This window comes from Caldisphaera sp. (genome assembly GCF_046536515.1).
Classification (GTDB): Archaea; Thermoproteota; Thermoprotei_A; order Sulfolobales; family Acidilobaceae; genus Caldisphaera.
Map to the genome: position 1 here is coordinate 65,490 of NZ_JAWDMQ010000001.1, position 12,593 is coordinate 78,082.

The window sequence follows — 12,593 nt, forward strand, 5'->3', positions numbered from 1 at the left end:
AAAATGAGGAATTATGAAACTAGAGATAGGACAAGGAAAGAATCAAATAATAGTAACACCAGAAAGCGAGGAAGATTTATGGAATTTAATGCTTATACTAAGGAAAGGAGATTATATATATACAAGAGTATTAAGAGACGTTTCAACAAAAAACTCTAAAAGTAAAGAAAGAAAACCTATCGACATAAAATTAAGAATAGAGAATACCGAATTTCAACCTTTAACTGGTAAACTAAGAATTTTTGGAGTTATAGAAGAAGGACCGGAGAGATTTGGAGTTAAAGGGAGGCACCAATCTGCATATATTTCTTTAGGTCAACAAATAATATTGGAAAGGGAAGAAGAGTGGGATGAAAAAACTATAAACAAATTAAAGTCAAGCGGTCCAAAAGGTAGGGGGTTAATAGTTGCAATTGATTATGATGAATATGCTATTTCTCTTATAACATCTCTTGGTGTCTACAATATAGAAAGCAATAGCATATACATAAGCGGAAAAGATGATCCAAATAGAGAAAATGAAATAGATTCATTGATTAACGATTTAGCTAACAGAATTATAAATTATTTATCTAAAGAAAAAGCAAATGTTTTAATTATAGCTGGTCCTGGAAAATTAAAAGATGAACTATCGGAAAAGATAAAAAGTATGACAAATATAAAAATAATAATAGATAACGTTTCTAATGGAGGAATAGCCGGTATTAATGAGGTTTTAAGAAGGAAATCTATTATAGATGTTTTAAAAGAATTTTCATCAATAAAGTCGCAAGAAATTCTTGATGAGTTTATGATGTATGCATCAGAGGACAGAGATATGATTGCATATACTTTAAATGAAGTCTATAATGCTGCAAAATTAGGCGCTATCGATAAGGTTGTAATTCTAGATAAACTTATTTATAGCATAGACGATAATGAAAGGTTAATAGCTGAAAAAATTATTGAATATGCAGAAAAAACTAGAGCTGAAGTTATTATAGTAACAGAGGACTCTATTGTTTATCCTATGTTATCTAACTTTGGAGGAGTTATAGCAATATTAAGATATAAAATTCCAAAGGATAGTTTAAAAAATTATAGTAATTAACTGTTAATTGTGTTTATAATAAAATCAAGAGTATTCTTATTAGATGTTGCGATTACATTGCCAATTACACTAACGTTGTTTGCATTAACATCAGAATCTTTTCCTTCAGAATTTACAACAAATCCTTTACACTCTCTTATAAACCCTATTGCAGCTGCTACATCAACGTTTCTTAACTTGCCTCTCAAATCAATAAAAGCATATGATCTACCCATACCTGTATATATTAATTCTAAAGCAGAACTTCCTAAACTTCTTATTTTTAAACCTGGTTTTCTTTTTAAAACATTAGCTAGCTTTAAAGCCTCTTCTTCTCTTTCTAAATAAGCGAATAAGATTTTTGATTCTTCTTTATTATTAATTTCAACTCTATTATTTCCCTCAAAACAGCCATTACCTTTAGAATAGGAGAAAGGTTCACCATTAAAATAAACAGGATATACAACTCCCGCTATTGAATTGCTTATGTTATCCTTATTTGGAGGTATTACAGCCAATGAAACTGAACTCCAAGGTATGCAATTTTCATAATTAATACTTCCATCTAACGGATCCAAAACAAATGTATATTTACCATTACCTATTACATTAGATTCTTCAGTAACAATTTTATAATCTATATTATAACTATTCAATGCCTCTGCAATAATTTTTTCTGATTCTAAATCTGCTTTTATAGTTTCCCCTCTAATTAATTTAATTTCATCTTTGTTACAAAAATTTTTTCTTAAATACTTAACTGACTGATATGCAACATCTATTATTAATTTTCTTAATTCTTCATTGTCATACATTTTTACTCCCATTTTTAAGAATGCTTTTCAATTTAAATTTTATTCTGCAAAATATGAGTTCGCATTTTTTCCTCCAAAAAATCTTTTATACATATAAATGTTTAATGCTGTGATTACACTATAAGATATAAATGGAACTGAAATTAATGAAACATCCATAAAAGGAGACGCTATAAAAGTCCCAATTGATGAGAATCCTAATCTTGAACCTTGATTAATACCTGATATCCTTCCCCTTTCTTCTGGTGGTACCATAGATAGCATGGCAGATTGTTGTATTGGTATCGCAATTACTCTTAATGCAGGAAAAACAATATATATTCCTATTGATACTGGAAATACTCTAACAAAAGGAAATGCCAACATTAATGGTATAGTTAAACCTCTTGTTATATATATACTTTTTAAAAATCCTATTGTCTTATCTATTTTTGGGGCTAGAAGCATAGAGAAAGTAGCTAATAAAGAAGCTATTGTTGTATAAATACCCATATGAGATCTAGTAACATCATACAATGAAATAAATATTGGTATCAGGAATGGAACTATTATGCCATTAGATAAACCATTTAATAATCCCGTTATAGAAAATTTCAAAGTCACATTACTTGATTTCATTTTAATTGATTTTGCTCTAATGTGTTGACTTTTTATCAAATATACAAAAATTAATGGTATTATACTAAATAATAGAGCTATTTCAAGCTCAAGTCTATATGAAAAAATTCCACCTATTAGAGTTCCTCCAGCTGCAGCAATATTTGCAAAAAATGAAAATATTGAAATTAAAGTAGTCCTATTTTTTCTTGAAGTAAAATCTGCAATCAAAGCATTTTGTACGGGAGCTGTTGAGCCGCCAATACCACCACCCGCCATAGCTCCAGTATTGCTTATTCCTCCAAGAATTGCAGAAATTGCTGCCGTAACTAGATTTATTTTTATTAATAAAACAAATATTGATATTACTAATAACACTGAGGACAAGAATAAGCTGTGCCTTCTTCCCATTAAATCTGCCAAATATCCAAACACGATTGAAAATAATGCTGTAGCTAAACCTGCAGAAGCATATATTATACCTAAAGTTAACAAACTTAAATGAAGATATTTTAATGCGATATACGGATAAACTATTGATACAATACCTGCAGAAACACTTCTCATAACTCTAATAGTACCTAAATAAGTAAGCGAATTTCTATAGTCATTTTTTGAGACAACATTATTTGACATTTTTTCACCGAGTATATTTATTGGGAATATGTATAAATATTTTATATTATATATGGTAAACCTTTTTCACATATTATCGAATCTTTGTTTGTTATTTTTCCAAAGCTGTCTAAAAGACCATAATAATAAGCAACAGTAGAAGACATGGCAGCAGAGCCATTTTTATTTTTAATTAATATCATCTTTTTATAATTGTTTTCATCTTTTTCTGGATAATCTGAAATGCATGCAGAAGAAATTTTTACAGTATCATAGAATCTATCGATTTTAATTGCTATTACATTAAAAGTTCCAATAAAAGCTCCGACATCTTTAATATACTTATTAACTTGATATAAAATTTTATCTATATTTTCTGTGCCTTTATCAAACTTAGATACAAGGAAACCTAGTATTTCACTGTCAGTATAAAGCTTTGGATTTAAATTAACATCCTTAGATATTATATTTTTATCTACAATACCATTATGAGCTAAAGCAATTAGGCCTGTAGAGGTATGAATTAAATAAGGATGAGAATCTATAAACCCTCTAACAGGTTGACCTTCAGCAGCTAACCTGGAATGAAAAATAGCATAGTATTTTGAGTTGTCACTTAAGTTTAATAACGCTTTATCTTTAAATATCGGAGTGCTGGTTTTATAATACAATGAAATATCTGGATTTACAATAAAATATCCCCATCCAGTATCATGCTTTCTACCCCCATTAAAAATATCGTAATTTGATGCCTCAACTAGCGACTTATATAGGCTTTCTATCATGCTTTTATTTGAGTTAGAAACAAAAAGCCTGCACATACTACTCCTCCCATTTTCCTATCTTAAGTGCTAAAAATAAGTATATTAAAGTTTCAAGCAACAATATTAACAATAACGAATAGCTCATACTACCTTTAATCATATACTTTTGCAATAAAATTGATGCAGGAGTTGCAGGAGATATCATAAGAGGTAATAATGCGTATTTTGGTAAATATGTATATGGGTAATATAGGGGAGGTAGCATAGTTAATATAACGGATAAAAAGGATCCAACCCCCCAAGAGTTTCTCATATGCGACACCCTACTACCTGTCATATAAGCTAAGCTTGTTGCTGCAATCATAACAATTATTGATGTTAATATTATTAATCCTAAAAAAAGTAAATTAAATAAATTGTAGACAAATCCCAAGACTATATATAAAAGCAGTCCTGGTAACGAATACAATAAATTTCCAAACCCCATACCAAGAAGGTATTCTATTGGGGTTACATCTGCCGCTATTAAAAGCTCTTGCAATTTTAATTCTAATTTAAAAAATGATGTATCTCCTATAGCAGTTAGGGCATTTCCAGTAATAATAGAAATTATACCTCCCAGTATTGCATATTGAACTAAATGTCCCTTACTGACGATATATAGAAAGAATAAAAGGGAAAGAGGTAATGCTAAATATGACAAAACGTAATAAAATCCCCTTTTTATGGATGAATAACCATAAAACCAAATAAATGCCAAAACAAACCTCCAGTTAAATTTAACTTTCTTCAATGTTAACACCACTTAAAATTAAAACGTCTTCTAAGCTTACTGGTTTAACTGAAATTTTGACTCCACCGTTTATGCTGGATTTGCTTATTAATTCTTTTGCTTCATCTGGGGTCACATAAGAAATTTTTAAACCTCCTATACTTATTTCTCCTATACCTTCAATCCTAACTTTTCCTTTTAAAGGTTCAAGTAATTCATTTAAGCTACCAATTTTTAATGCTTTTCCTTTATCTATTATAGCTATTTGATCACAAAGAGCTTGAGCTTCTTCCATATAATGTGTTGTTAATATGACGTTTCCTTTAAGTTGTCTTATAGCACCCCATACCTCTAGCCTCGATATAGGATCTAATCCTACTGTAGGTTCATCTAAAAATATAACTTCAGCCTGTGAAGCCAATGCCATTGCAACAAAGATCTTTCTTTTCATTCCCCCTGATAATTCATCAGTCGGAGTTTCCATAAAATCTCCTAGCCCTATTTCTTTTAAAGCTATTTCAGCCAAATTAAATGATTCCTTTATTGAAAAACCTCTCGCAGTTAAATACATAACCAAGTGCTCCAAAGGTGACGAAATTCCAGCCGGTTTGACTTCTTGCGGAATACTGCAAATGATCTTTCTTAGCTTGTGTCTATCGTTAATAACATCATAACCCAAAATCATTGCCTTTCCTGATGTCTGCCTTAATTGAGTTGAAAGGATTTTAACAAGTGTTGTCTTTCCTGCTCCATTTCTGCCTATAATACAAGATATTCTAGAATTTAAGGTTAAATCAAGTTCGTTTAATGCTTTTATACCATTACTATAGATTTTAGTTAGCTTTTCTGTCTCTATTATATTACTCAACGTGTCCCCCAATCAATATTTATTCTGACAATATATATTTTTTAAGCAATATTAAATAAGTTTTTTACCATTAAGTTGCAAAAATATAAAGCGTGCGGGGAGGGTTGAAGGGCTCGCCACCCTTTAATTCCGAAGGCGCAATGCGGGACCAGTAATCTTGTTAAGTTACCAGACATGATAGGAGGTCCCCACAGCAAGATGAACTCCGCGCCGTGGAGTTTGCATAGGTTGGGGATCTGTCGGAGGACAGATACCTACAACCATAATCGGGAGAACCTGGCCAGGCCCGGAAGGGAGCAACCTGTGCCCGAATGCAAGCGTTCACGGTTTGCGGAGAAGATTTGCTATGGGGAGTAAAACCCCTATCATATCTGGTAACTTAACAAGAAGCCGCACATGCTAAATTTTAATTAATAATTATTTTATATTAAAAGTTATATTTAAAGCGAAAATAATCATTATTGCAAAATATTTAAATTTGAATTTATTAGCTATATATTTGAAAAACATAATTAGGCGAATAATTTTGCAGACAAACAAGAGATATTTATATATTGTATCTTTCATAACATCTTTTGCTGCAATATTAACTCCGTTGGATAGCACTATTGTTAGCGTTTCATTACCAGTTATTTCGAAAGACCTAAATATGAGTTATGTCGAAACGATTTGGGTTCCCTTGGGATATCTATTAGCTTTAACTGTTTTATTATTACCCCTAGGAAGGGTTTCCGATATAAAAGGAAGAAAAACTTTATTCACGAACGGATATTTAATTTTTACTATAGGAACTATAATGAGTGGTTTATCATTTAATGGTATAGAGCTCGATTTTTGGAGAATAATACAAGGAATAGGGGCAGCATTTATATTATCTGTTGGTGGAGCAATAATAACTGAAACTTATCCTGCTAACATGAGAGGAAGAGCATTTGGTATATGGTCTTTTTCAGTTTACTTAGGTACTACTGTAGGTCCTGTTATTGGTGGACTAATAGTTAGCATAACAACGTGGAGATACATATTTTTTATTACAGTTCCAATATCTTTAATCGGTTATATTTTATCAATAATTTATCTAAAAGAATCCAAAATAAGATCAAATGCTAAAATTGACTATAAAGGATCAATATTATTGATACTAGGATTGCTTAGCATCGTCTATGGCATAACATACGGTTCCTTTATTGGGTGGAACTCCATTTCTATATTAATATCATTAATAGGACTGATACTTTTTAGTTTATTTATTGTTTATGAAAACCGAAATAAGGAAACAGCAATATTAGATGTTGGATTATTGAAAAATAATATTATGTTCACTGCAGGCAATTTAGCAGCATTATTAAATTATACCGGCTATTTCTACTTATCTTTCTTCATGTCTTTTTACATGCAAAGAATACTAAACTTTTCACCTTTTTTAACGAGCTTACCTTTAATATCATTATCTATATCTATGGTAATAGTTTCTCCTATAAGCGGTTGGCTATCAGACAAAATCGGATCAAGGTTATTGGCTACACTTGGAATGATACTAATTATGATTGGCTTGTTACTTTTAATACCATTAGGAACTAAGGCAAGCCTTATAGATATATCATTGAGAATGATTACTATAGGAATAGGCATGGGTCTTTTCTCATCTCCAAATACAAATGCAGTAATGGGATCAGTAAGTAAAGATAAACTAGGAGTCGCCTCAGGAACATTAAATATGATGAGATTCTTAGGACAATCTCTAAGCCTTACTGTTGCAAGCTTAATATTGTCTTCTTTTATATCACACAGCGTTCTATCTTCAATATTTACTGGATTAGAAACATCGAACTTTGAAATATCATCAGAATTGTTTTTAATAGGACTTAAGAGACTTTATTTAATATCATCTATAATTATAGGCATTGGTGCTATTCTTTCAGCATTAAGGAACAAAAAAGTATTTAAATAAAATGCTTATATTTATAAAACCCTCTTTGTAAAATGTAACTTGAGGGCCGGTAGCTCAGACTGGAAGAGCGCTCGGTTGGCATCCGAGAGGCCCCGGGTTCAAATCCCGGCCGGTCCATTTGACCGGTCTGGCTTTTAGTATTTTTCCATAATAAATTTCTAAAAAAATATAAGCAAACACTATTATTATAACTATAAGGGGATCATATGTCAATAAATAGCAATGTGAAAGCCTGGATTTTATCTGTGGGAAATGAACTATTAATAGGTAGAATAGTTAATACAAATGCATCTTGGATAGCTAAGCGGCTTACTTTTTTAGGAGTTACGGTAACTAGAATAATTACAGTACCAGATATAATAGATGATATTGTAGAAGAAATAGATAGAGGTTTGAAATATTCAAATATCATTATAACAACCGGTGGACTAGGTCCAACCTACGATGACAAAACTCTTGAGGCAGTTGCTAAAGCTGTTAAAAGAAAGCTGGTCCTAAATAAAGATGCATTAAAAATGATATCAGCAAAATTTTCAAAAGGTAATTTGCCTATGACAAAAGAAAGAGAAAAAATGGCGTATTTGCCTGAGGGCGCAATACCATTGAAAAACTCTGTAGGCACTGCACCAGGTTCATTCCTAGAATTAGATGGGAAAATTTTAATTTCTCTACCAGGAGTGCCTAAGGAGATGGAAGCCATATTCGAAGAAGAATTAATTGAAAAAATCAAAAAGATAACTCCGCCTATATCTGTTGTTGAGTGTGGATTTAAAGTTGAGGGCGTACCTGAGTCCTCAATAGCTCCAATATTAGAGCAAATAGATAAAAAATTTTCAAACTTATATATAAAAAGCCATCCCAAAGGAATAGAAGTGGGTGGCCCTATATTAGAAATAAAGGTACTTGCATCAGATAAAGAGGAAAATAAAGCAAGAGAAAAGGCGGAGAGTGCTTTAAAAATTGCAAAAGAACAAGCAGAGAAACTTAAAGGAAAAATATCTGAGGAGTATTGTTAATCAGCAAATAATATTGACTTTTGTTATAGCACTCTTTGGGGTATCGCTAATTATTTTAAACAGATATTATGATAATAAAGCATTATTTTGGTTGGGAGTTTCTACGATGATAGCTTCCCCATATATATCATTTTACATAATTTATAAAATTTATAAAAATAAAATCTGAGCCAAATATTAACTTTAATTTTTAACTCTCCTTAATATAAATAAAAAGGGTAATAAATATGTCAGAGCAGATAAAATCAAGCAAAAGACCACCAAATTTAGAAGTTTCAGGTGATGAAGAACTAATAAGAAAAGTTGAAGATGCATTAAAAGAGGTCTATGACCCAGAAATTCCAGTTAACGTGTATGATTTAGGTTTAGTTTATCAAATAGAAGCAAAATATGTTGATAACAGGCCAAAGATAACCATTGTTATGACTTTAACAGCAATAGGCTGCCCAGTTACAGGTTCTATACTAGCATATGTTGAAGAGGCTATAAAGGACAGAATACCAGATGTTGATGATAATGTAGACATAGAGGTAACTTTTGAGCCTCCATGGAATCCTGATATGGTAAGCGAAGAAGGTAGAGAATTATTAAAAGAAGTATATGGATATGATGTTGTTGAAGAATGGAAGAAAAATACTCAATATGCTCAACAAGCTAACCAATCATAGTTGTTTTAATTATAAAAAGTAAAATAAACTATACATATAAAATTTTTTGACAATAAAAATTATTGGGGCAAAGAATGTCTATTAAAAACAATTGGATTATTGGAATAGATGAGGCAGGTAGGGGTAGTCTTGTTGGAGAATTAATAGTAGGATCTTATGCTATAATGGAAAATAATTTGAATTTCCTTAAAGAGATTGGTGTTAAAGATAGTAAAATGTTAACTCCAAATCAAAGAGAGTTTCTTTATGAAATTTTAATAAAGAATGGAAAATTTTCTGTTATACCTATAAAACCTGTTGATTTAGACAAAAGCAACATAAACATTTTGGAGGAAAAGGCTGCTTTACAAAACATCTTAAATTTAAAAAAACAGATTGGAAATTTAAGCAATATAAGTTCAATAATAATAGATAAATTCGGGAACTTAAGGATATTACACGTAAAATTAAAACAATTAGGATTTAAGGGGAATTTAATTGTTGAACCAAAGGCAGATGTTAACTACTTAGTTGTTTCTGCAGCAAGCATAATAGCAAAGGTAATTAGAGATAAAAGATTAGAGATTCTAAGAAAAATGTATGGAGTTAAAGGAAGCGGGTATCCTTCAGATCAAGAAACAGTTAATTATGTTCTTTCAGAATTGAAAAAAGGAAAGAAACCAGAATATATAAGGTACTCATGGGAAACGCTAAAAGGCACTGAATTCTATATTAAGAAAAGTAAAAGAACTTCAAAATCTCTGCAGGAATTTATGAAATAGAGGTGGATAAAACGAGCAAACAATCTATAGGCAATAGACCATTTGAAGCGCTTCTTAAATTTATGGATAACTACGGTTATTCAAAAATAGGCTCAAGGGAATGGCTAGAACTTGATAGATTAACAAAAATTGGTTTTCAATACCTTGCCACAGAAACCCTGGTTAGGGAATATTCATTTATAGAGGATGAAAGCTATCATGGAAAAGAAGTTTTTTCTCAAGAATGGAAAGGCACTAAAAAAATTGTTCTCTATTCAAATGGTCAAGAAAAGGCCGATGTAATTATAAGCAGAAAGGTTAATCCAAACATGAAGTCATTATCATGGAGGTCTCTTCTCGACTTTTTACCTCAACCTCCATTGCCATTATTTGTAATAGACCTGAGTATGAAGTTCATACATACACCAGAAGAATTGGCTAAGTTAAGACTTCAAATAGGTATAAGTTTATCGGTTTTAAGAGAATATTTATGGGATTCTCATCTGGCTATTACAGGAACTGATGAAGAAACAAGCAAGTGGATTTTAGAGGTTTTAGGTTATAACAAGGTATCAATATCAAACGCAAGGCCAAGTGAAATATTATGGGGATTCGATGCAGATAAGGTAATAATACTTAGACCTGATGCACCTAATGCATTAAAACCAGAAGATGTTTTAACTGCCGATGCTTTTCTTATAGGAGGAATTGTTGATAAAATTCCTAGACCTGGAATGAGCCGCATGCTCGATAGTCTAGTTCCTTGGGGAATTCCTAGAAGACTTGAATTAAAAGGTTCTGTTATTGGTGTACCTGAAAGAATTAACAGGATAATAGAAATTTTATTAAAATCAAGGTATTTATATAATGGTGATATAACCAAAGCAATAATTTCTACAATGACCAAAAAAGATAGGGTATCAAGGGCTTACAGAGAGATAATTAAGGATGCTAAAGATGAAGGTGGAGTCAAGTTTGTAACAAAAGAAGACTTTAATAAACTAAAAAGTTGGTTACCGCTGAATTACGATGAGTATTTAGAAGCTGCTAGAAGGGCTCACGTAGAAATTAGAGATTAATTCTTATTATTAATAAAAACTTTCATATATAAATTTTTAATTATGAATTCAATATTATATAGGGAATTAAATTGAGAAGTGTTGACTTAAATGAATTTAAGGTTTCTATAATAGGTTCCGATAGCCTCGGAGTCAGATCTTTAGCTACTTTTGTCAACGTTTGCGAAAAAAATATAGGAATAGATCTAGGTGCATCTTTGGCACCAAGAAGATTTGGCCTCCCACCTCATGAAATAGAAATAAAAAAATTAAATGAAACGCTAAAGCAAATAGAAGATCATATTAAAATATCAGATATTATAATAATTACTCATTATCATTACGATCATTATATTAGAGACAAACCCTATCTCTATTATGGAAAAAGATTATTTATAAAAGATCCAAACAAAAATATTAATAGAAGCCAATCGTTTAGAGCTAAAATTTTCCTAAAAGAAAATAAAGTAGAAGAAAATGCAGAAATTAACATAGCTGATGGGAATTCATACAATATTGATAATGTTGTACTAGAATTTTCAAAGGCATTGTGGCATGGTGAAGAGAAAACAAAAGTCGGAAAGCTTGTTATGTTAAGAATTATTTGCAACAATAAATCTATAATCTACGGAAGTGATATTCAAGGTCCTGGTAATGAAGAGGCTTTGGAAAAGTTAATTGAATGGAAGGGAGCTGAATTATTAATATTAAGTGGCCCTCCAACATATTTTGCTGGATATAAAGTTTCCCAAAAGTCTGTAGAGAAAGGGTTGGATAACTTGAAAAAAGTTATAGAAAATAAAGTTGCAAATAAAATTGTTGTAGATCACCATATACTGAGAGATATTAATTATAAAGAAATATTAAAAGATCACTATAGGCTTGCTAAAGAAAATGGCGTTTCATTATTAACAGCTGCTGAATTTATGGGATATGAGATACAGCAATTGGAAGCAAGGAGGAAAGAACTTTGGGGAAAATAGATATATTATTCTTGGAAAGTTCATTAGAAATTGCTCCCAAAGAAATTAGCAAAAAATTTTATAAAAAAATTAAAAGAGATGATATAATTTTAGATATAAGCCTACATTACAAAAGCATGGTAAAATTAAAAGATTTTTTAAAAAGGGGAAGGCCAGATATAATACATCATTCCTTATTAAATATTTTAGAAAAGCCCTTTGTATTAAATGGGTATGTAGATGTTTACATGCATGTCTACGATAACAGGGTCTTCAAATTTAACAATAAAATAAGGATACCTAAAAATTACGATAGATTTAAGGGGTTGATGGCACAACTCTTAAAGTATAACAGTGTACCTCCTGATTCTGAAGACCCATTAATTTTTTTAGAGTCAAAGAGCTTAGAAGAATTTATTAAGAACAGAAAAATTTTGTTACTAAGTGAAGATGGAGAAGATTTCAGCATAAATGAGCTAATAAACTTTGCTTTAAAAGAAGGTTTAACAATAGGTATAGGCGCATTTGCTCATGGAGACTTCAGAGAAAATATTAGCAAAGCTGCTTATAAAAAGGTTAGATTATATAATGGATTAAAATTAAAAACATGGGATGTAACATGTTTAATATCATCAAAATTAATGGAAATGGTGAATTTTTAAAGAAAATAAATTAACCTAAGAACAAATATTAATACG

At 30.8% G+C, this 12,593-nt stretch carries 13 protein-coding genes, 1 tRNA gene and 1 other RNA gene; 10 read left to right on the forward strand and 5 right to left on the reverse strand.

What is annotated here, in order from left to right:
• Positions 1–13 precede the first annotated feature (13 nt).
• The gene (locus RXO53_RS00310; RefSeq protein WP_410712292.1) at positions 14–1,090 is read left to right on the forward strand and encodes a pelota family protein; all 1,077 of its coding nucleotides are present in this window, start codon (positions 14–16) and stop codon (positions 1,088–1,090) included.
• Here RXO53_RS00310 and RXO53_RS00315 read toward each other — a convergent pair.
• Genes RXO53_RS00315 through RXO53_RS00335 form a run of 5 tightly spaced genes read right to left on the reverse strand, consistent with a single transcriptional unit; the run spans position 1,087 to position 5,491 of the window.
• Positions 1,087–1,884, reverse strand: coding sequence for an inositol monophosphatase family protein (locus RXO53_RS00315; protein ID WP_410712293.1), 798 nt, complete (start codon positions 1,882–1,884; stop codon positions 1,087–1,089). The two genes, RXO53_RS00310 and RXO53_RS00315, sit on opposite strands and share 4 nt — an antisense overlap.
• Before the next feature lie 39 nt (positions 1,885–1,923).
• A complete protein-coding gene (locus tag RXO53_RS00320; RefSeq protein ID WP_410712294.1) occupies positions 1,924–3,117 on the reverse strand; it encodes an MFS transporter in 1,194 nt (397 codons plus the stop codon).
• Between the two features lie 41 nt (positions 3,118–3,158).
• Positions 3,159–3,917: a class II glutamine amidotransferase gene (locus RXO53_RS00325; RefSeq protein ID WP_410712295.1), complete on the reverse strand. Its 759-nt coding sequence runs from the start codon at positions 3,915–3,917 to the stop codon at positions 3,159–3,161.
• A 1-nt stretch (position 3,918) separates the two neighbouring features.
• Positions 3,919–4,653, reverse strand: a complete 735-nt coding sequence (locus RXO53_RS00330; protein WP_410712296.1) for an ABC transporter permease — start codon at positions 4,651–4,653, stop codon at positions 3,919–3,921.
• Positions 4,640–5,491 carry an ABC transporter ATP-binding protein gene (locus RXO53_RS00335; RefSeq protein WP_410712326.1) on the reverse strand — a complete coding sequence of 284 codons (852 nt, stop codon included), beginning with the start codon at positions 5,489–5,491 and terminating at the stop codon, positions 4,640–4,642. Before RXO53_RS00335 ends, RXO53_RS00330 begins: the two co-directional genes overlap by 14 nt.
• Positions 5,492–5,591: 100 nt before the next feature.
• On the opposite strand from RXO53_RS00335, the gene ffs reads away from it, so the two are divergent.
• The 9 genes from ffs (at position 5,592) to RXO53_RS00380 (ending at position 12,557) form a co-directional block, all read left to right on the forward strand.
• Positions 5,592–5,897, forward strand: an RNA gene (gene ffs, locus RXO53_RS00340) — signal recognition particle sRNA.
• Between the two features lie 129 nt (positions 5,898–6,026).
• The gene (locus RXO53_RS00345) at positions 6,027–7,451 is read left to right on the forward strand and encodes an MFS transporter (RefSeq protein ID WP_410712297.1); all 1,425 of its coding nucleotides are present in this window, start codon (positions 6,027–6,029) and stop codon (positions 7,449–7,451) included.
• A gap of 43 nt (positions 7,452–7,494) precedes the next feature.
• Positions 7,495–7,568, forward strand: a tRNA-Ala gene (locus RXO53_RS00350).
• A gap of 89 nt (positions 7,569–7,657) precedes the next feature.
• Positions 7,658–8,467: a nicotinamide mononucleotide deamidase-related protein gene (locus tag RXO53_RS00355; protein WP_410712298.1), complete on the forward strand. Its 810-nt coding sequence runs from the start codon at positions 7,658–7,660 to the stop codon at positions 8,465–8,467.
• A 227-nt stretch (positions 8,468–8,694) separates the two neighbouring features.
• Positions 8,695–9,135 carry a metal-sulfur cluster assembly factor gene (locus RXO53_RS00360; protein ID WP_410712299.1) on the forward strand — a complete coding sequence of 147 codons (441 nt, stop codon included), beginning with the start codon at positions 8,695–8,697 and terminating at the stop codon, positions 9,133–9,135.
• A gap of 74 nt (positions 9,136–9,209) precedes the next feature.
• Complete coding sequence (gene rnhB / locus RXO53_RS00365; protein ID WP_410712300.1) at positions 9,210–9,896, forward strand: ribonuclease HII; 687 nt, start codon at positions 9,210–9,212, stop codon at positions 9,894–9,896.
• Between the two features lie 2 nt (positions 9,897–9,898).
• Positions 9,899–10,954, forward strand: a complete 1,056-nt coding sequence (locus RXO53_RS00370) for a tRNA (guanine-N1)-methyltransferase (protein WP_410712301.1) — start codon at positions 9,899–9,901, stop codon at positions 10,952–10,954.
• A gap of 71 nt (positions 10,955–11,025) precedes the next feature.
• The gene (locus tag RXO53_RS00375) at positions 11,026–11,916 is read left to right on the forward strand and encodes a hypothetical protein (protein ID WP_410712302.1); all 891 of its coding nucleotides are present in this window, start codon (positions 11,026–11,028) and stop codon (positions 11,914–11,916) included.
• On the forward strand, positions 11,904–12,557 hold the full coding sequence (locus RXO53_RS00380; RefSeq protein WP_410712303.1) for a 16S rRNA methyltransferase: 654 nt from the start codon (positions 11,904–11,906) through the stop codon (positions 12,555–12,557). Before RXO53_RS00375 ends, RXO53_RS00380 begins: the two co-directional genes overlap by 13 nt.
• The last annotated feature ends 36 nt before the right edge of the window (positions 12,558–12,593 follow it).

Coding starts and splice junctions, on each gene's coding strand:
- RXO53_RS00310 (WP_410712292.1), top strand. CDS start 14: ATGAAACTAGAGATAGGACAAGGAAAGAATCAAATAATAGTAACACCA.
- rnhB (WP_410712300.1), top strand. CDS start 9,210: ATGTCTATTAAAAACAATTGGATTATTGGAATAGATGAGGCAGGTAGG.
- RXO53_RS00355 (WP_410712298.1), top strand. CDS start 7,658: ATGTCAATAAATAGCAATGTGAAAGCCTGGATTTTATCTGTGGGAAAT.
- RXO53_RS00315 (WP_410712293.1), bottom strand. CDS start 1,884: ATGTATGACAATGAAGAATTAAGAAAATTAATAATAGATGTTGCATAT.
- RXO53_RS00360 (WP_410712299.1), top strand. CDS start 8,695: ATGTCAGAGCAGATAAAATCAAGCAAAAGACCACCAAATTTAGAAGTT.
- RXO53_RS00325 (WP_410712295.1), bottom strand. CDS start 3,917: ATGTGCAGGCTTTTTGTTTCTAACTCAAATAAAAGCATGATAGAAAGC.
- RXO53_RS00320 (WP_410712294.1), bottom strand. CDS start 3,117: ATGTCAAATAATGTTGTCTCAAAAAATGACTATAGAAATTCGCTTACT.